This window comes from Plantactinospora sp. B6F1, from assembly GCF_040120695.1.
Lineage (GTDB): Bacteria > Actinomycetota > Actinomycetes > Mycobacteriales > Micromonosporaceae > Plantactinospora.
On the sequence record NZ_JBEEAC010000032.1, the window covers coordinates 1 to 17,755 of the forward strand.

The following is a 17,755-nucleotide window of genomic DNA, read 5'->3' on the forward strand; positions in this document are numbered from 1 at the left end:
CCCCCCCCCCCCCCCCCCCGCCACACTGCTTATGGCGGTCCGCCGGACGAGTGGCACGTGCCCCCGGTCAGTCTGGCGGGCAGAGCAGTACACAGCCGCCGCTCGGCAGCAGCGGCAGCCCGGACGGCAGCAGCGACGGCAACACGGGTAGCGGCACCGGGAGCAGGTCCCGGTCCGCCGGCGTCGCCGGTGCCGGCTGCGTCGGATCGGATCCCACCGTCGGCGGTGGAGCAACGCCAGGGGTACGCGGCGCGGTCGGGGTGGTCGGGGCCGGTTGGACCGGGGGCGCCTGCTCGCCGGCAGGTACCTCGGAGCGGTCCGCCGATCCGGGTAGCCCGCGCCGGAGCCGCTCGATCTCGGCACGCAGTCGGCCAGCCTCTGCCGGGTCACGGATCGCCGTCACCTGGACGGCTGCTCGGTCCAGTTCCGCCCGCGCCTGCGTGTGGCGGTGATCCGCCAGCGCCTCCCGAGCGAGCTGGATGGTGTGCTCGGCGGCGCGGACCGCGGACCGGTCCGGATAGACCGCCGTCGCGACCGGCCAGAGCGGGCTGGTCGGCCCGGCATGGTTGACGCCGAGGCCGAGCAGGGCGGTCAGCACGACACCGACCACGCTGGACAGGACGAGCCGGCGGACGAGCCGGCCGGCGCGCGGCCGACGCGGGAATGTCGCGGGCCGACGCGGCATCGTCGCGGGCTGGCGCGGCACTGCCGCGGACCGACGCGGGGTCGTCGCGGGCTGATTCGGGGCCGCGGGCTGGCGCGGCACTGCCGCGGGCTGGCGCGGGATCGTCGCGGGCTGGCGCGGGATCGTCGCGGGCTGGCGCGGCACGGTCGCGGCGAGTGCGGCATCGACGTCGAAGCAGGGCAGGTCGGCGTGGAGTTCCGCCCGCCAGGCGGTGAGCAGCCCGGCCAGCGGGTCGTCACCGGGTGCCGACTCGGCCCGACCCAACGCGTCGAGCAACCTGTCGTCGGCCGCGACCACCGCCGGATCCGGCTCGGCAGTCGGATCCGGGTTCAGGTCCTCCCGGCCGGTCAACACCCCATCCCGCCCCGGTACGGCGTCGCCGCGCGCGTCCGTGTCGTCGTCTCGCTCTGCTCCGCCTCGCAGGGTACTCATGCGGCAACCTCGTCCAGGGCCGTGCCGGCCAGGGCGCGGAGCCGGGCCAGCGCCCGGGACTGGGTCACCCGGACGGCGGCGGCCGACATCCCCACGATGACCCCGACCTCGTCGGCGGTGAGGCCGACCGCCACCCGGAGCAGGACGATCTCCCGGTGTACCTCGGGCAGCCGGGCCAGCAGCGCGGAGAGCCGCCGGGCCAGGTCGGTGGCGACGGCCCGCTGCTCGGGACCGGGGGCGGAGTCCGGCCCGTCCGGCAGCGGACCGTCGGTGGTGACGGCCGAGTCGCGGATCGCGGCCCGCTGCGCGTCGGCGACCTTGTGCGCGGCGATGGTGTAGAGGAAGGCGGCGAACGGCCGGCCCTGGTCCCGGTACCGGGGCAGTGCCCGGAGCACCGCCAGGCAGACCTCCTGGGCCACGTCGTCGGCGGTGGCGTACGCGCCGCCGACCCGGCCGAGCCTGGCGCGGCAGTACCGGACCAGGCCGGGGCGGACCTCGGCGAGCAGCGCCGCCGTCGCCTCGGGGTCGCGTCGGGCCGCGCGGGCGACGAGCTCATTCTCTGGTGCTGCGGTCATGTATGCGGTCGCACCTTCGTCGGGCACACCTTCGTCGGGGCACGCCTTCGTCCGGCACCACGCCCGGAGTTACCGGCGGGTCAACGGCACCGTATCGGGAGCCGTCGGATCGCACCACCGACGGGGGCGGTCCGCCGGCACCGCGGGACGGCTCGACGTCGTACCACGGAAACTCGCACCACGGAAAGTGGTCGAAGAATTACCGGACTTCGCTGTTACGCCCGGGGTGCCCGCCGCGATGTCCACCAGAGACGGCGGTGGGCGGAGTCCACCGGGAGCGGCGGCGGGCGGTGGACGGATGGGCGTCGAGATACGGGTCGAAGGGCTGACGAAGTCCTTCGGCGGCCAACCGGTCTGGTCCGACGTCAGCCTCACGCTGCCGGCGGGCGGGATCTCGGTGCTGCTCGGCCCGTCCGGCACCGGCAAGTCGGTGTTCCTGAAGACCCTGGTCGGGCTCTTGAAACCGGACCGTGGAGCAATCTGGATCGAGGGCCGGGACCTCACCCGGCTCTCCGAACGCGCGCTGTACGACGTTCGCAGGCTCTTCGGGGTGCTGTTCCAGGACGGCGCACTGTTCGGCTCGATGAGCATCTACGACAACGTCGCCTTCCCGCTGCGCGAACACACCCGCAGGTCGGAGTCCGAGGTCAGGGCGGTGGTGCAGGAGAAGCTGGAGATGGTCGGGCTGCTCGGCGCGGAACGGAAACTGCCGGGCGAGATCTCCGGTGGCATGCGCAAGCGCGCCGGACTGGCCCGGGCGCTGGTGCTGGACCCGCAGATCATTCTCTTCGACGAGCCGGACTCCGGGCTCGACCCGGTGCGCACCGCGTACCTCAACCAGCTCATCATCGACCTCAACCAGCAGACCGGGGCGACGTTCCTGATCGTCACGCACGACATCAACACCGCCCGTACGGTGCCGGACAACATCGGTCTGATCTACCACGGCCGGCTGGCCATGTTCGGTCCGCGCGAGATGCTCCTCTCCAGCACCGAGCCGGTGGTCCGGCAGTTCCTGAACGCGCAGCGGATCGGCCCGATCGGGATGGCCGAGGAGAAGGACTCCGACGAGTTGCGGGCCGAGGCGGAAGCGGGCGTGGAACTGCCGCCGCTGCCACCGATCCCGCTGCAACTCGCCCCCACCGACGGTCGGCCCCGCCCCGCCGAGCAGCCGCCGGGCCGTTGGTGCGAGGAACATGGCGTCACCCCGCCGGTCGGATCGTTCCAGGGTGTCCGGGGCAGCGTCTGGCAGCCCACCGAGGCACTGCGATGAGCCAGCCGACCGAGGCACTGCGATGCCAGCCGACCGAGGCGTTCCGATGAGCCAGCCGACCGGCACCGGGCAGGCCGGCCCGGCCAGGGTGACCGCCCGGCTGCGCGGCCCCGGCCACTTCTTCGCCTTCTGTCTCGACGCGCTGCGCGGGCTGGTCCGGCGGCCGTTCCAGGTCCGCGAGTTCGTGCAGCAGGCCTGGTTCATCAGCTCGGTGTCGATCCTGCCGGCCGCGCTGGTGGCGATCCCGTTCGGGGCGGTGATCGCGCTACAGCTCGGCTCCCTGGTACGCCAGCTCGGCGCCCAGTCGTTCACCGGCGCCACCTCGGTGCTGGCGGTGGTGCGCGAGGCCAGCCCGATCGTGACCGCGCTGATCATCGCCGGGGCGGGTGGCTCGGCGATCTGCGCCGACCTCGGTGCCCGGAAGATCCGGGAGGAGCTGGACGCGATGGAGGTGCTCGGCATCGACCCGGTGCACCGGCTCGTCGCACCCCGGATCGTCGCCGCCGCACTGGTCGCGGCGCTGCTCAACGGGCTGGTCAGCGTCGTCGGGGTGGCCGGCGGCTACTTCTTCAACGTGGTGATGCAGGGCGGGACACCCGGGGCGTACCTGGCGAGTTTCCAGGCGTTGGGCCAACTGTCCGACCTGGCCGTCGGCGAGGTCAAGGCGGTGCTCTTCGGTGCGGTGGCCGCGCTGGTCGCGTCGTACCACGGGATGACGGCGCGGGGCGGGCCCAAGGGGGTCGGCGACGCGGTCAACCAGAGCGTCGTACTCACCTTCATGCTGCTCTTCGCGCTGAACTTCGTGATCACCGCGGTCTACTTCCAGCTCGTACCGCAGCGGGGGATGTGAGATGCCGATGCTGCGTACCCTGGACAACCTCGGCGGACAGCTCGCCTTCTACCTGCGGGCGTTCGCCTGGACCCCACGGGCCCTGCACCGCTACCGCCGCGAGGTGGTACGCCTGCTCGCCGAGATCAGCTTCGGTCGCGGCGCACTGGCGGTCACCGGCGGCACGGTCGGGGTGATCTGTTTCCTGACCTTCTTCACCGGCACCGAGGTGGGGCTCCAGGGCTACCAGGCGCTCGACCAGCTCGGCAGCAGCGCGTTCACCGGATTCGTCTCGGCCTACTTCAACACCCGGGAGATCGCCCCGCTGGTCGCCGGCCTGGCGCTCTCGGCGACCGTCGGCTCCGGTTTCACCGCACAGCTCGGGGCGATGCGGATCTCCGAGGAGGTCGACGCCCTCGAGGTGATGGGCGTGCCCTCGCTGCCGTTCCTGGTCACCACCCGGATGATCGCCGGCTTCGTCGCGGTCGTCCCGCTCTACGTGATCGGCCTGCTCTCCAGCTACCTGGCCACCCGCAGCATCGCGGTCTTCTACTTCGGACAGTCTGCCGGCACCTACGACTACTACTTCCACCTCTTCCTGCCCCCGGTGGACGTGCTCTGGTCGTTCGGCAAGGTGCTGGTGTTCAGCGTGATCGTCGTACTGGTGCACTGCCACTACGGGTACCACGCCAGCGGCGGGCCGGCCGGAGTCGGCATCGCGGTCGGCCGTGCGGTGCGTACCGCCATCGTGGCGATCAACATCGTCGACTTCTTTCTGTCGCTGGCCATCTGGGGCGCGACCACGACCGTACGGATCGCGGGGTGAACGGGAGCATGCAGCATCGCGGGTCGCCGTGGGGCCGACGCGTCCTCGGTCTCGTCTTCGTGGTGGTACTCGGTGCGGCGCTGACGCTCGCCGTGTTGCAGTACCGCAAGGTCTTCACCCCGGTCGCCTGGGTGACCCTGCACACCGCCCGGACCGGGATGCAGCTCAACCCCGGCGCCGAGGTGAAGCTGCGTGGAGTGCCGATCGGCGAGGTACGCGAGGTCGACAGCGACGGAACGCGGGCCCGGCTGCGGCTCGCGCTCGACCCGGACCGGATCGGGCAGGTACCGGCCGACGTCACCGCCAGGCTGCTGCCGAAGACCCTCTTCGGCGAGCGGTACGTGGCCCTGGTCGCCCCCGCCGGCTCCACCGCCGGTCCGCTGCGGGACGGTGCCGTGATCAGCCGGGACCGCAGCCGCAACGGTGTCGAGCTGGAACGGGTCCTCGACGAGGCGCTGCCACTGCTCCGGTCGATCCGCCCGGACCGGCTGGCCAGCACCCTGGCCGCGCTCGCCACCGCCCTGGAGGGTCGCGGCGAGCAGCTCGGGCGGACCCTGGAGACCCTGGACGGCTACCTCGGCGAACTCAACCGCGAACTGCCGGCGCTCACCGAGGACGTCCGGCGGCTCGCGGCGGTGCTGGACTCCTACGACGCGGCCCTGCCGGACCTGCTGGCGATCCTCCGGGACGTCACCCCGACCGCGCGCACCGTCGCCGACCAGCGCACCCAGCTCGCGGCCTTCCTCGCCGAGTCGACCGACGCCGCCGACGTGGGCCGGCTCTTCCTGGACCGGCACGGTGACCAGGTGATCCGGCTCGGTGAACTCGGCCGGCCGGTGCTGGAGCTGCTGGCCGCGTACGCGCCGGAGTATCCGTGCCTGATGCAGGGGCTGGTACGGGCACAGCCACGCGCCGAGGAGGTGTTCCGGAACGGCCGGATGCACGTGACGCTGGAGGTGACCCGGGACAACGGCGCCTACCAGCCCGGCCGGGACGCCCCGGTGTACGGCGCATCGACCGGCCCGCAGTGCCGGGAGCTGCCGAACCCGAGGCCACCCGCACCCGAGGTACGGATCGAGGACGGCTACGACCACGGCGGCTCCCGCCCCGGCCCGGTCAGGCTCCCGGTCGGCAAGCCTCCGGCGAACTCCGGCGCCGCCGTCGACGGAATCCCGGCCGCCGGCAACCCACCGGCGATGGGCTCTGCCGGCACCGAGGAGGAACGGAACCTGCTCAAGCCGATCATCGGAGCCGCCACCGGCATCCTGCCGGTGCAGGTGCCCGACATCGCCGTACTGCTCTGGGGCCCGCTGCTGCGCGGCGCGGTGGTGAACGCCAGATGAGGCGGGTACCCGTCGGCCCCCTGGTCAAGCTGATCGCGTTCGCCGCCGTGACGCTGCTGCTCACCGGGATGCTCGCCCAGGCACTCGGCTCGTTCTCCTTCGGCGGCACCAGCTACCGGGCCCGATTCACCGACGTCACCGGCCTGCTCCCCGGTGACGACGTCCGGATCGCCGGAGTCCGGGTAGGCCGGGTCGACACGATCCGGGTGGTGCAGGACAGTGTCGCCGAGGTCACCCTGAGGTTGACCGAGGAGGTGCCGCTCCGCACCACCGTCCGGGCGAAGATCCGCTACCGCAACCTGATCGGCCAGCGCTACGTCGCGCTCGCCGAGGGCCCCGGCGGCGGGCCGCCACTGCGCCCGGACGGGCTGATCCCGATCGGCCAGACCACCCCGGCCCTCGACCTGACCACCCTCTTCAACGGGTTCCGGCCACTCTTCACCGCGCTGAGTCCGGAGGACGTCAACAGGCTGGCATACGAGATCATCCAGGTGCTACAGGGCGAGGGCGGCACCGTGGCCAGCCTGCTGGCGCACACCGCCTCGCTGACCAACACCCTCGCCGACCGGGACGCGGTGATCGGCCGGGTGGTGACCAACCTGAATTCGGTGCTGGCCACCCTCGATGACCGGGACGCCGAACTCGACCAGACGATCCGCTCCTTGCAGCAGTTCGTCTCCGGCCTGGCCGGCGACCGCGAGGCGATCGGCGCGGCACTGGTCAACCTCGGCAAACTCACCGGCAGCACCGCCGCGCTGCTCGCCGACGCACGGCCGGCGCTCGCCGCCGACGTGACCGAACTCGGCGACCTCGCCGGCACCCTCAACCGGAACGCGGCGGTCATCGACGGCACCCTCGGCCGGCTACCCGACCGGTACGAGGCGCTGACCCGGGTCGCCTCGGACGGCTCCTGGCTCAACCTTTTCGTCTGCGACTTCGACGGCCGGCTGGCGTTCGGCGGGCAGAGCGTCAACCCGGCCACGTTCAGTTCCGAGGCGGCCCGCTGCGCCGGATCAGGAGGTGCCCGGTGAGACCGCTGCGCCGGATCAGGAGGTGCCCGGTGAGACCGCTGCGCCGGATCAGGAGGTGCCCGGTGAGACCGTTCCGGGAACGCAACCCCGTCACCATCGGCGCGGTCGGGCTGGTGGTGCTGACCGGGCTGCTGCTGACCGCGTTCCGGCTGGACGACCTCGCGGCGCTGCGCGACCGGGCGTACGCGGCGGCGTTCCGGGACGCCAGCGGGCTGGTCGAGGGAAACGAGGTCCGGGTCGCCGGGGTACGCGTCGGCGAGGTGACCGAGGTGGACCTGGCCCGGGGCGGCACCGGCACGTACGTGCGGGTGCGGTTCCGGATCGACGACGGCGAGCTGCGGCTCGGCCGGGCAACCGCTGCGACGATCCGGATCAAGACGGTTCTCGGCCAGAAGTACCTGGCGCTGGCGCCGGCCGGACCGGGCCGGCTGGCCGAGGAGGCGGAGATCCCACTCTCCCGCACCGCGTCCCCGTTCGACGTGATGCAGGCGGTCACCGGGCTGGCCGGCACGCTCGACGAGATCGACACCGGGCAGCTGGCGACCGCGTTCACCACGCTCGCGGAGACCTTCGCGGACACCCCGGGCAGCGTGCGCTCCTCGCTGGACGGGCTCTCCCGGCTCTCCCGCACGGTCGCCAGCCGGGACGCCGAACTGCGCGAACTGCTGGAGCGGGCCCGGAGCGTCACCGACGTACTGGCGAACCGGGACGAGGAGTTCCGTCGGCTGGTCGCCGACGGTGCCCTGCTGCTCGACGAGGTGCACCGGCGGCGGGACGCGATCCACGACCTGCTGGTCGCCACCCGGGACCTGTCGGCACAGCTCTCCGGGCTGGTCGCCGAGAACCGCGCCACGCTGGAGCCGACGCTGCGCCAGTTGCGCGGGGTGGTGGCCACCCTGCAACGCAACCGCGACGACCTGGAGCGGACGTTGCAGACGATGGGCCCGTTCCTGGACGCCTTCACCAACGTGCTGGGCAACGGCCGGTGGTTCGACTCGTACCTGCGCGGGCTGCTCCAGCCGTACGTGCCGACCGGAGGTCGCTGATGCGCCGGCTCCGCCCCGTCGCACCGAACCGGCGCCGGGCACTGCTCGCCGCCGGGGTGACCGTACTGGTGGCCGCCGCCGCCACGTTCGTGCTGCCGCACCAGGGCACCCCGCAGCGGCGCCTCGTCGCGCACTTCACCCGGGCGGTCGGCATCCACGCCGGCTCCGACGTCCGGGTCCTCGGGGTGCGGATCGGTGAGGTCGTCTCGATCACCCCGGCCGGTCGTACCCTCCGGCTGGAGCTGCGCTACGACGCCCGGCACGACATCCCGGCCGACGCCTCGGCGGTGATCGTGCCACCGAGCCTGGTCAGCGACCGGTACGTCCAGCTCACCCCGGCGTTCTCCGGCGGTGCCCGGCTGCCGGACGGCGCCGAACTGCCGGTGAACCGGACGATGGCGCCGATGGAGATCGACGACATCTACCGGGCCCTCGACGAGTTCAACCGGGCGCTCGGACCGGGCGGCGCCAACGCCGACGGGGCGCTGGACGAGCTGCTCGGCACCGCCCGGGCGAACCTGGCCGGCAACGGGGACAACCTGCACGACACCCTGGACGGGCTCTCCCGGGCCCTGGACACCCTGGCCGAGGGGCGGCAGGACCTGTTCGGCACGGTGGCGAATCTGCAGCGGTTCACCACCGCGCTGGCCCGCAGCGACCAGCAGGTGCGGGCCTTCAACTCCCGCCTCGCCGACGTGGCCACCCAACTCGCCGCCGAACGGGACGACCTGGCCGCCGCGCTGCGCAACCTGGCGAACGCGCTCGGCGAGGTGACCCGGTTCGTCCGGGACAACCGGGCGATCCTGAAATCCAATGTGGAGGCGCTGGCGGACGTGACGAACGTGCTGGTCCGGCAGCAGAAGGCGCTGATCAGAATCCTGGACGTGGCCCCGCTGACCCTGTCCAACCTGAACCTGGCCTACAACGCCCGGTCCGGCACCCTGGACACCCGGGACAACCTGCTCGGGCCGTACGACCCGGCCGCGTACGTCTGCGCGACCCTGGCCGACGCGCTGCCGGCGCCGAAGGTGCCCAAGCGCTGCTTCGAGCTGGCCGAGACCCTGAACCTGAAGCGGCTCCCGCTCCCGGAGGAGTTGCGCACGCTGCTCAACCTGCCGCCGTCCGGCAAGCCCGCACCGGCGACGCCGCCGGCCGCCGGTGACGGCACGGCAGCACCCGTGCCCGGAGCGCCGGGGCCGGAGGTGTCGCTCGACCGCACGCTCGGTGGCATCCTGCGGGGTGTCCGATGAGCCGGCCGGTCCTCGCCGAGGCCCGGACGGTGACCCGGGCGGTCGCGGTGCTGCTGGCGGCGACGGTCGGGGCGACCGGCTGCGGCAGCCTGGATGCGGCCGGTCTGCCGCTGCCCGGCGGCGCGCCGAACGGACCGGCGTACGAGGTCACCGCCGAGTTCACCGACGTACTCGACCTGGTGCCGCAGTCAGCCGTCAAGGTCAACGACGTCACGGTGGGCAGTGTCCGGGAGATCTCGCTGCGCGGCTGGACCGCGCTGGTCCGGCTCCGGATCGACCGCACCGTGCGACTGCCCGGCAACGCCACCGCGGCGGTCCGGCAGACCAGCCTGCTCGGCGAGAAGTACGTCGCGCTGGCCGCCCCGGTCACCGAACCACCCGCCGGGCAACTCGGCGACGACGCCGTGATCCCGCTCGCCCGGACGAAACGGTCGGCCGAGGTCGAGGAGGTGCTTGCCGCGCTCGGCCTGTTGCTCAACGGCGGCGGGCTGGCCCAGCTCAAGACGATCAACCAGGAACTCGCCGCCGCGTTGCAGGGGCGGGAACCGGCCGCCCGCAACGCGCTGCGCCAGTTGGACACCTTCGTGACCGGGCTCGACCGGCAGAAGGCGGACCTGGTCCGCGCGGTGGACGCGCTGGACCGGCTGACGGATCGGCTGGCCCGGCAGCGCGCCGTGATCGGGGACGCGCTCTCCGCGCTCGACCCCGGCCTCGCCGTACTGGCCGAGCAGCGGAAGCGGCTCAGTGAGGCGGTGACCGCGCTCGGCGAACTGGGCCGGGTGGGGTCCCGGGTGGTCACCGAGAGCCGGGAGGACCTGGTGGCAAGCGTGCGAGCCCTGCAACCGACGCTCGAACAACTCGTCCGGGCCGGCGACGCACTGCCGAAGTCGCTCGACTTCATGTTGTCGTACCCGTTCCCACCGAACGTCACCGGTGCGATCGTCGGCGACTACATCAACCTCTCCCTCACCGCCGACCTCGACGCCGCGACGATCCTGGCGAACCTCTTCTCGGCCAAGCCGGTGGCGACGTCGCCGCCGACGGGCCGGAGTCGGCCCGGTGGCCGCGCCACCGGCAACCGGCCCGGTGCGAGCGGCGGCGGGCAGCGCCCCGGTGGCGGCGATGACGGGCGGCCCGGCGGGGTCGGGCCGCTGCTGCCCGGCGTACTGCCACCGGTCTGCCTGCCGGTCGGCGGGTTGCTGCCGATCGACTGGCTGCCGCCGCTGCTGCCGGAGTGCGAGCTGCCGCCGGGCTGTGAACTGCTCCGCCCCGGGTCGCTGCTGCCGCCGGGCGGGCTGCTGCCGCCGGGTGGAGTGGTGCCACCGGGCACGATCTTCCCGCCCGGCACCAGGCTGCCGCTGGGCACCATCCTCTCCCCCGGCTGCCTGCTGCCCCCGCCGGACGGGGCGACGAACGGGCGGACCGGCGGGCTGCTCGACATACTCGGCGGGGGGTCGTCGAAGTGACCGGACGTACCGCCCGACTCCAGGTGCTGGCGTTCCTGCTGGTCAGCGTGCTCGGGATCAGCTATGTCGCGGTCCGCTACGTCGGGCTCGGCGACCGGCTGCTCGGCAGCGGCTATCTGGTGTACGCCGACTTCGCCGACTCCGGAGGCGTCTTCCCGAACGCGTCGGTCAGCTACCGGGGCTTTCCGGTCGGTCGGGTCGAGGCGGTCGACCTGCACGGCGAGGTAGTGCGGGTCGCACTCCGGCTGGACGAGGACGTACGCGTCCCGGACGCGCTGCGCGCGGTGGTCTCGCAGCGTTCCGCCGTCGGCGAGCAGTACGTCGACCTGCGCCCCGAGCGCGACACCGGCCCCTGGCTGCGGGACGGCTCGGTGATCCCCAAGGAGCGCACCGGCACCCCGCTGGCCCCGGAAACCCTGCTGGCCAACCTGGACGCGCTGGTCCGCTCCATCGACCCCGACGACCTGGCGGTCGTGATCGACGAGTTGGGTGTCGCGTTCGAGGGGAACGAGGCGGCGCTGCGCCGGATCCTCGACGCGAGCGGCGCACTGCTCGCCGAGGCGACGGTACGGCTGCCGGAGACGGTGACGCTGATCCGGGACGGGCGGACCGTGCTGCGTACCCAGCAGGAGTCCGCCGCCGCGCTGCGCCGCTGGGCGGACGGGCTGGCCCGGCTCGCCGAGACGGTCCGGACCGCCGACCCGGACCTGCGGCGGATCCTCGCCGACGGGCCGGCCGCCGCGACCGAACTCGTCGGCCTGCTGCGCGACCTGGACCCGTCGATCGGTACCCTGCTGGGCAACCTGGTCGCGGTGAACGGGGTGGCCGCCCGGCGGCTGCCCGGCATCGAGCAACTGCTGGTGGTCTATCCGCTGGTGGTGGACGGCGCGTTCACCGTCACCCCCGGCGACGGCACGGTGCACTTCGGGCTCGTCTTGAACGTCGCCGACCCGCCGGCCTGCGTCTACGACGGGTCCACCCGCTGCACGGCGGCGGAGGCCGCCCGCGGTTCCAGTGTCCGGGGCAGCGCGGCGGCGCCCCGGCCCGGCGGCACCGACCCGGCGCCGCCGCGACCCGGCGGACCGGCACTGCCGGAGCCGGACGTGCCGGCCGAGCACACCCCGCCGGTCTCCCCCGCCACCGTTGCCGGCTACGACCCGGCGACCGGGGTCGCGCTGGGCCCGGCCGGCACGCCGCTCTCCTTCGGCACGACCGGTGGGCAGTACCAGCTCGCCGGCGACCAGTCCTGGAAGCAACTACTACTTGCCGGCCTAGCGCCATGACCGATCCGAGGAGCCGACCGATGCGCAGCGGTGAGGAACGTAGGTTGAAACTGGTGAAGGGCTCAGCAGCGGCCGACCCGGGCACGCCGGCCGTCCCGCCGCCGACACCCGCCGAGGGACGGGCCCGGGCCGGCGGGGCACGCCGGTCGGGGGGCGGGACACGACAGCCGGCCCGGGGCGGGCGACCGGTGCCCCGACGTACGGTGACCCGGCGAATGCCGGTCGCCGAGGACCCGGTGCGGGAGATGCTGGAACGGCTCGACCAGGAACCGGCCGACCAGGAACCGGTCAAGCAGAATCCGGCCGACCACGAGGAGACCGAACAGAATCCGGCCGACCGCGAAAAGGCCAAGCAGGAACCGGCCGACCACGATGAGGCCGACCAGGAACGGGCCGGTAGCGCGAGCACAGCCGAGGCGGCCGGCGCGACCGGCGGGGCGGCGGCCGGGCGGAAGAGCGCGGGGCGGCGGCTCGGGACGACCGTCGCGCTGGTCGCCGCGCTCTGTGCGGCGCTCGCCCTGGCCGGTGTCTCCGGCTACCGGTGGTGGCAGGACCGGGCGGTCGAGCAGGCCCACACGCAGGCCCTGGCCGCCGCGCGGCAGACGACGGTCAACTTCGTCTCGGTCAGCGCGTCCAGCGTGGACAGCGACCTCCAGCGGATCACGGCCGGCGCCACCGGGGAATTCAAGGAGGAGTTCGTCCGGGGCCAGGCCAAGGTGCGGGAGGCGGTGCTGGAGAACAAGGTCGAGTCGAGGGGTACGGTGCTGCGCGCCGGCCTGCTCTCCGGCGACCTGCGCCACGCGGTGGTACTGGTGGCGATGGACGCGACCGTGCGGAACGTGAACGCCCCGGATGGACGGCCGGCCCATTACCGGATCCAGGTCGACCTGACCAGGGAAGGCGACTCCGACACCTGGCTGGTCTCCCGGCTCCAGTTCGTCGGCTGAGAGGAGCACTCCGATGCGAACGTCCATCGCCACGCTCGCCCGACGGCTGCGCCCCGGGCGCCGTACCGTCAAGGGGCGCCGTACCGCGGAAGGGCGCCGTACCGCCGAGGGTCGCCGTAGCCGCCTGCACCTCGCCCTCGCCGTCGCCACCGTGCTCGCCGGCATGGCGGCCGGCACCGCCTGGTACGCCCACCACCGGGCCGAGCAGCGCGACTCCGCGGTACGCCAGGCGCTGGCCACCGCCGGTCCGGCCGCCAAGGCCATCTTCTCCTACGACTACCGCAGCTTCGACGCCAGCGTCGCGAACGGACGCGCCTTCGTGACCGGCCCGTTCGCCGACGAGTACGCCGAGACGACCTCGGCGCTGAAGTCGACCGCCGTCGCCGAGCAGGCGGTGGTGCTCGCGGAGGTCTCCGCCAGCGGGGTGATCCGGGCGGAGTCGGCCGAGGTGGAGCTGCTGGTCTATCTGAACCAGTACCGCCGCAACGCCAACACCGACGGCGAGAAGGTCGACCAGAACCGGGTGGTCCTGGAACTGCACCGGGTCGACGGGGAATGGAAGGTGGCCCGGGCCACCGCCATCTGACCCGCGCTGCTCGCTGTCAGTCCGGCGGCTCCGGGGTGGCCGTCTGCCCCGACCCGGCCGTCTGCTCCGGGGCCACCGTCTGCTCCGAGGTGCGCCGTTCCAGGAACGAGTCCGGGGCGGCCGCCGCCTCGGCGATGCGGCGCTCCGCCTCCGTCGTCCGGGGGTCGGACTCGGCCAGCACCGCCGCTCCCGCCTCGCGCCCGTCGGATTCGGCCAGCACCGCCTCGGCCTGCGCCTCCGGGTCGTCGCTGCCGACGGACTGTTCCTCGGGAAGCAGGTGGGCGGCCCGGTTCTCGACCCGGTCACTCGGCTCTTCACTCATGTCGCGATCCATACCCGGACCATCGCGCCGCTACTCGCCGGGACTTTCCCGGGCCGTCCAGGCCTCACGGAGCCTGGGACAGGGTCGCGACACTCTCATCAAACGCATCGAGGTCGGCGCGTACCGGTATGAATGTGACTCTCCATGCGGTAAGCAGAGAGTGATCTCGGACTCGGTGGCACCGGGCGATGCGCCCCACGATCGCGCGGGCCGCTCACTCCGACTTCAGGTTCAGGATTGCGGTGCCGTCGGTGATGCCCTTGACAGTCACCATTTGCTTGACATACATACCGAGGACATCCTCTGGTTCTCCTGAGCACGATGTGTGCGCAAATCCACTGGCGTTGTTCGCGTAGAAGGCGGTCGTGCAGCCCTTCTTGATGGTGGCGCCAAGACTGGGCCCGGCGGGGAGGGCCATGCGCACCTCGACGCTGTCGGCGTTCACCTTCCGCACGGTGAAGGGACCGGCACCGACCGGAGAATCGGACAACGTGATCGTGACCGGTTTGGACACAGCGATCTCGCAGTTGCCGCCAAGACATGCCTGGTAGTTCGTACCGTCCTGGGCGCTCGGCTGGTTCGAGGTCGGGGCGGGCTCAGGCGCCGAGCTGCTGGTTGGGGAACTCGTTTCGCTCTTCGAGGCAGTGGGCGGCGCGCTCGCGGAACCAGTGCCACCCACCTGGGCGCTGCCGCAGCCCACCGAGACGAAGGTCATCGTGAGCGCGCATGCCGTGATGGCCAGGCAACGAGACGTCAAGGTCGTCATGTCACCATGATGGCCCCACCGCACCGGGACCACTCCCGAGCAGAAGACGGCGACCGGTGGGATTCGTCGATCCGACCTCGTTGCCGGGCGTGTGGCGAGAGGTTCAGCGGAAGAGGCCGACCGGGACCGCATCGGCGAGCAGCCGGTAGCCGGTCGGGTTGAGGTGCAGGTGGTCGCCGGAGTCGGCGGTGGACAGGAGCCGACGCGGGTCGGCCGGATCGTGTACGGCCCGATCGAAGTCGATCACCGAGTCGAACAGGTCGCCGGTGCGGATACCCCGGTTGACCGCCTGGCGGGTCGCCTCCCGCAGCCCGGCCGGGTCGTCGTAGTCGGCGTGGCCGCCGAACGGGGTCAGGGTGGCGCCGTACACCCGGATGCCCTGCGCGTGTGCCCGGGTGACGATCTGGTCGTACGCGGTGATCAGATCGTCGGTCACGGCGCGCTGCGCGGGCTCGGTGGCCTCGGCGGTGCCGATGTCGTTGACCCCCTCGAACACCACCAGCCAGCTGACGCCGCTCTGTGCCAGTACGTCCCGGTCCAGCCGGGCCAGCGCGTTCGGCCCCAGCCCGTCGTCGAGTACCCGGTTGCCGCCAGCCGCCTGGTTCACCACCGCGACGTCCGAGGTGGGCCGGTACCCGTGCAGCCGGTCCACGAGCCGGTCCGGCCAGCGGTCGTTTCCGTTGGTGGTGGAGCCCCGCCCGTCGGTCAACGAGTCACCGAGCAGCACCGCGACCCCGGTGGCGGGCCGGGCCGGCACCTCCAGCCCGCTGAGCAGGTACCAGTGGTCGACCGGGGTGGCGCCGGGCAGCGTCGACTCCGCCACATGGTTGCCGCGCAGCAGGTAGGAGGTGGTCCGGGAGCCGGGGTGCGAGGTGATCCGCTCCGACGCCTGCCCCTGCGCGAGATAGAGCGTCACGGTGAGGTTGGCCCGGGCCGGCACGGCGAGGTCGACCGGGTCGGAGACGATCTGCGCCCCGACCGGCACGGAGACCGACCCGCGACCGCTGAACGTCACCGGCCGCGCGCTGCCGGGCCGGATAGCGCTGACCCCGGCCCGGCCGTCCTCCGGCAGCGCCACGGTGGCGGCGGTTATCGGCAGCGGTGCACCGCCGAAGGCGTTGGAGAGGCGCAACCGGATCCGCGATCCGCCCACCGACACCCGGATGGTCTGCCGGAGCGTGCTGTCGGCCAGCACCCGGTCGTGCCCGGTGAACGGTGGTGGCGGCATGTTGTCCGGCTCGGCGAGCTGCGGCATCGATGCCCAGCTCGTCGCCCAGCGCTGCCCGGCCCGGCTGTGCAACGGCCACCTCCGGCTCGTGTCGGGTCTTCCCGGCACCGGCTCGGGCTGACAGCCAGAGGGGGCGGGTTCGGCTGCGGACCAATATAGGATCCGACCCGCGCGCCTACCCTCCGGTGCCCTGCCCCGTCGCCGGGGTCACTGCGCCGGCCAGTGCCGCAGAGCGGTGTCGACCGCGTCCACCGTTCTGGCCCAGGAGTCGTCGACCGGGCGGGGATGGTGCCGGAAGCCACCGGCCCGCTCCAGGCTCACGTAGCCGTGGAAGGTGCTGTGCAGCATGCGTACCGCATCGGTCTGGGCGGGTTCGGCCAGCCGGTATCCGCGCAGGATGCTGCGGGTCAGCTCGGCGTGCCTGCGGGCCGCGTCGGCGGCCACCGTGTCTGTCTCGGGGTCGAGCTCCAGCTGTGCCGCCGCATACCTGCCGGGGTGTTGTTTCGCGTAGTCGCGGTAGGCGTCGGCGAAGGCGGCCAGCGCGTCCCGGCCGGCCCGGCCGGCGAGCGCGGCGGCGGCCCGGTCGGCGAGTTCCGTCAGGGCCAGTGCCGCCACCCTTACCCGCAGGTCGCGGGCATTCCTGAGGTGGGAGTAGAGGCTGGCGTCCCGGACCCCGAAATGGCGGGCGAGCGCCGCGATGGTCAGCTTCTCGAAGCCGACCTCGTCGGCCAGCTCCGCCGCGGCCAGGGTCAGCCGCTCGGCGGTGAGCCCCGCACGCGGCCGGCTGGAAGATGCACCAGGGTGCATGTGCCACACCTCACGCCTAGGATTGTTTGCTGTCCGCCTAGAGATATTAGGCTGGTTCCTATGCTACCCCTGACCGAGCCCGAGATCCGCGCCTCCTTCGTCAACTGCACGAAGGGCGAGGCGAAGCGTCTCGCCGTGCCGAGGGACCTCGACGAACGCCCCTGGACCGACCTCGACTTCCTCGGTTGGCGGGACCCCGCCGCCGCCGAGCGGGCCTACCTGGTCGCCGAGTCCGGCAGCGGACTCGTCGGCGTGACGCTGCGGGCGGCGCCGCAGACCGGGCGCGTCCGGCGCAGCATGTGCTCGTTCTGCCTGACCACGCACACCGGAGACGGGGTCTCGCTGATGACCGCCCGCAAGGCCGGACGGGAGGGCCGGCAGGGCAACTCCGTCGGCGCCTATCTCTGCGCCGACCTGGCCTGTTCGCTCTACCTGCGGGGAAAGAAGGACGCCGGGCGGCGCCTCGACGAGACCATCACGTTGGCCGAGAAGGTCGAACGCACCACGGCCAGCCTCGCCGCCTTCCTGGGCCGGGTCGGCGGGGTGACCCTGCTCAGAAGCCCCGGCCCGCCCGGGATCGCTGGGACGCGCCCTTGAGGTGCCGCCCCAGCTCCCGGGCGATCTCCCGGTTGGCGTCCCGCTCGGCCAGGGCCTGGCGCTTGTCGTAGGACCGCTTGCCGCGCGCGACGCCGAGCTCGACCTTGGCCCAGCCGTTCGAGAAGTACAGCGACAGCGGCACCAGGGTCAGGCCGGGCTCGTGGATCCGGTCCAGGATCCTGTTGATCTCCACGCGCCGCAGCAGGAGTTTCCGCATCCGCTTCGGCTGGTGGTTCGTCCAAGTCCCGTAGGCGTACTCCGCGATGTGCAGCCCGTAGAGCCAGAGTTCCCCGTCCCGCTCCTGGGCGAACGCGTCGACCAGCGAAGCCTGCCCGGCCCGCAGCGACTTGACCTCGGTGCCGCGCAGCACGATCCCCGCCTCGTACGTCTTCAGGACCGCGTACTCGTGTCGCGCCTTCCTGTTCGACGCGATGAGCCTGCGCTCCACTTCCCTGGCCGCGAC

At 72.7% G+C, this 17,755-nt stretch carries 19 protein-coding genes; 12 read left to right on the forward strand and 7 right to left on the reverse strand.

Going from position 1 to position 17,755, the window contains the following annotated elements; translation table 11 throughout:
* Positions 1–67 precede the first annotated feature (67 nt).
* Entirely contained in the window at positions 68–1,117 is a 1,050-nt protein-coding gene (locus tag ABNF97_RS27760; protein ID WP_349340338.1) for a hypothetical protein, read from the reverse strand.
* A complete protein-coding gene (shbA, locus tag ABNF97_RS27765) occupies positions 1,114–1,692 on the reverse strand; it encodes an RNA polymerase sigma factor ShbA (protein ID WP_130463299.1) in 579 nt (192 codons plus the stop codon). Before shbA ends, ABNF97_RS27760 begins: the two co-directional genes overlap by 4 nt.
* Before the next feature lie 298 nt (positions 1,693–1,990).
* Between shbA and ABNF97_RS27770 the strand changes: the two genes are divergently transcribed.
* From ABNF97_RS27770 to ABNF97_RS27820, 11 genes are all read left to right on the forward strand, one after another.
* The gene (locus ABNF97_RS27770; RefSeq protein ID WP_130463300.1) at positions 1,991–2,965 is read left to right on the forward strand and encodes an ATP-binding cassette domain-containing protein; all 975 of its coding nucleotides are present in this window, start codon (positions 1,991–1,993) and stop codon (positions 2,963–2,965) included.
* 46 nt (positions 2,966–3,011) lie between these two features.
* Entirely contained in the window at positions 3,012–3,815 is an 804-nt protein-coding gene (locus tag ABNF97_RS27775; RefSeq protein WP_130463301.1) for an ABC transporter permease, read from the forward strand.
* A gap of 1 nt (position 3,816) precedes the next feature.
* Complete coding sequence (locus tag ABNF97_RS27780) at positions 3,817–4,620, forward strand: MlaE family ABC transporter permease (protein ID WP_349340339.1); 804 nt, start codon at positions 3,817–3,819, stop codon at positions 4,618–4,620.
* On the forward strand, positions 4,617–5,963 hold the full coding sequence (locus tag ABNF97_RS27785) for an MCE family protein (RefSeq protein WP_349340340.1): 1,347 nt from the start codon (positions 4,617–4,619) through the stop codon (positions 5,961–5,963). Before ABNF97_RS27780 ends, ABNF97_RS27785 begins: the two co-directional genes overlap by 4 nt.
* A complete protein-coding gene (locus ABNF97_RS27790; RefSeq protein ID WP_349340341.1) occupies positions 5,960–6,994 on the forward strand; it encodes an MCE family protein in 1,035 nt (344 codons plus the stop codon). Before ABNF97_RS27785 ends, ABNF97_RS27790 begins: the two co-directional genes overlap by 4 nt.
* A gap of 62 nt (positions 6,995–7,056) precedes the next feature.
* Positions 7,057–8,040, forward strand: a complete 984-nt coding sequence (locus tag ABNF97_RS27795) for an MCE family protein (RefSeq protein ID WP_349340342.1) — start codon at positions 7,057–7,059, stop codon at positions 8,038–8,040.
* Positions 8,040–9,290 (forward strand): MCE family protein, encoded by a 1,251-nt coding sequence (locus ABNF97_RS27800; RefSeq protein ID WP_349340343.1) that lies wholly within the window; start codon positions 8,040–8,042, stop codon positions 9,288–9,290. The genes ABNF97_RS27795 and ABNF97_RS27800 overlap by 1 nt, the downstream gene beginning before the upstream one ends.
* Positions 9,287–10,756: an MCE family protein gene (locus ABNF97_RS27805; protein WP_130463306.1), complete on the forward strand. Its 1,470-nt coding sequence runs from the start codon at positions 9,287–9,289 to the stop codon at positions 10,754–10,756. Before ABNF97_RS27800 ends, ABNF97_RS27805 begins: the two co-directional genes overlap by 4 nt.
* The gene (locus tag ABNF97_RS27810; protein ID WP_349340344.1) at positions 10,753–12,039 is read left to right on the forward strand and encodes an MCE family protein; all 1,287 of its coding nucleotides are present in this window, start codon (positions 10,753–10,755) and stop codon (positions 12,037–12,039) included. The genes ABNF97_RS27805 and ABNF97_RS27810 overlap by 4 nt, the downstream gene beginning before the upstream one ends.
* A gap of 20 nt (positions 12,040–12,059) precedes the next feature.
* On the forward strand, positions 12,060–12,986 hold the full coding sequence (locus tag ABNF97_RS27815) for an Rv1363c family protein (protein WP_349340345.1): 927 nt from the start codon (positions 12,060–12,062) through the stop codon (positions 12,984–12,986).
* A 13-nt stretch (positions 12,987–12,999) separates the two neighbouring features.
* Positions 13,000–13,572: a hypothetical protein gene (locus ABNF97_RS27820; protein ID WP_130463309.1), complete on the forward strand. Its 573-nt coding sequence runs from the start codon at positions 13,000–13,002 to the stop codon at positions 13,570–13,572.
* Between the two features lie 16 nt (positions 13,573–13,588).
* Here ABNF97_RS27820 and ABNF97_RS27825 read toward each other — a convergent pair whose 3' ends face one another.
* The 4 genes from ABNF97_RS27825 to ABNF97_RS27840 all read right to left on the reverse strand — a co-directional run bounded on the left by ABNF97_RS27825 (position 13,589) and on the right by ABNF97_RS27840 (position 16,695).
* Positions 13,589–13,894: a hypothetical protein gene (locus tag ABNF97_RS27825; protein ID WP_349340346.1), complete on the reverse strand. Its 306-nt coding sequence runs from the start codon at positions 13,892–13,894 to the stop codon at positions 13,589–13,591.
* A gap of 214 nt (positions 13,895–14,108) precedes the next feature.
* Positions 14,109–14,660 carry a hypothetical protein gene (locus tag ABNF97_RS27830; protein WP_130463310.1) on the reverse strand — a complete coding sequence of 184 codons (552 nt, stop codon included), beginning with the start codon at positions 14,658–14,660 and terminating at the stop codon, positions 14,109–14,111.
* A gap of 103 nt (positions 14,661–14,763) precedes the next feature.
* Positions 14,764–15,960, reverse strand: a complete 1,197-nt coding sequence (locus ABNF97_RS27835) for an SGNH/GDSL hydrolase family protein (RefSeq protein ID WP_349340347.1) — start codon at positions 15,958–15,960, stop codon at positions 14,764–14,766.
* 135 nt (positions 15,961–16,095) lie between these two features.
* Complete coding sequence (locus ABNF97_RS27840; RefSeq protein ID WP_349340348.1) at positions 16,096–16,695, reverse strand: TetR/AcrR family transcriptional regulator; 600 nt, start codon at positions 16,693–16,695, stop codon at positions 16,096–16,098.
* Between the two features lie 60 nt (positions 16,696–16,755).
* On the opposite strand from ABNF97_RS27840, the gene ABNF97_RS27845 reads away from it, so the two are divergent.
* On the forward strand, positions 16,756–17,292 hold the full coding sequence (locus ABNF97_RS27845) for an FBP domain-containing protein (RefSeq protein WP_349340349.1): 537 nt from the start codon (positions 16,756–16,758) through the stop codon (positions 17,290–17,292).
* Here the strand turns inward: ABNF97_RS27845 and smpB are convergent.
* On the reverse strand, positions 17,249–17,740 hold the full coding sequence (gene smpB / locus ABNF97_RS27850) for an SsrA-binding protein SmpB (RefSeq protein WP_130463313.1): 492 nt from the start codon (positions 17,738–17,740) through the stop codon (positions 17,249–17,251). The genes ABNF97_RS27845 and smpB overlap by 44 nt on opposite strands.
* Between the last annotated feature and the right edge of the window lie 15 nt (positions 17,741–17,755).

Excerpts from the sequence above, each read along its gene's own strand:
- ABNF97_RS27800 (WP_349340343.1), top strand. The coding sequence starts at position 8,040 with ATGCGCCGGCTCCGCCCCGTCGCACCGAACCGGCGCCGGGCACTGCTC.
- ABNF97_RS27790 (WP_349340341.1), top strand. The coding sequence starts at position 5,960 with ATGAGGCGGGTACCCGTCGGCCCCCTGGTCAAGCTGATCGCGTTCGCC.
- ABNF97_RS27760 (WP_349340338.1), bottom strand. The coding sequence starts at position 1,117 with ATGAGTACCCTGCGAGGCGGAGCAGAGCGAGACGACGACACGGACGCG.
- ABNF97_RS27820 (WP_130463309.1), top strand. The coding sequence starts at position 13,000 with ATGCGAACGTCCATCGCCACGCTCGCCCGACGGCTGCGCCCCGGGCGC.
- ABNF97_RS27770 (WP_130463300.1), top strand. The coding sequence starts at position 1,991 with ATGGGCGTCGAGATACGGGTCGAAGGGCTGACGAAGTCCTTCGGCGGC.
- ABNF97_RS27845 (WP_349340349.1), top strand. The coding sequence starts at position 16,756 with ATGCTACCCCTGACCGAGCCCGAGATCCGCGCCTCCTTCGTCAACTGC.
- shbA (WP_130463299.1), bottom strand. The coding sequence starts at position 1,692 with ATGACCGCAGCACCAGAGAATGAGCTCGTCGCCCGCGCGGCCCGACGC.
- ABNF97_RS27805 (WP_130463306.1), top strand. The coding sequence starts at position 9,287 with ATGAGCCGGCCGGTCCTCGCCGAGGCCCGGACGGTGACCCGGGCGGTC.
- ABNF97_RS27830 (WP_130463310.1), bottom strand. The coding sequence starts at position 14,660 with ATGACGACCTTGACGTCTCGTTGCCTGGCCATCACGGCATGCGCGCTC.
- ABNF97_RS27815 (WP_349340345.1), top strand. The coding sequence starts at position 12,060 with ATGCGCAGCGGTGAGGAACGTAGGTTGAAACTGGTGAAGGGCTCAGCA.
- ABNF97_RS27775 (WP_130463301.1), top strand. The coding sequence starts at position 3,012 with ATGAGCCAGCCGACCGGCACCGGGCAGGCCGGCCCGGCCAGGGTGACC.
- ABNF97_RS27780 (WP_349340339.1), top strand. The coding sequence starts at position 3,817 with ATGCCGATGCTGCGTACCCTGGACAACCTCGGCGGACAGCTCGCCTTC.
- ABNF97_RS27825 (WP_349340346.1), bottom strand. The coding sequence starts at position 13,894 with ATGAGTGAAGAGCCGAGTGACCGGGTCGAGAACCGGGCCGCCCACCTG.
- ABNF97_RS27840 (WP_349340348.1), bottom strand. The coding sequence starts at position 16,695 with ATGCACCCTGGTGCATCTTCCAGCCGGCCGCGTGCGGGGCTCACCGCC.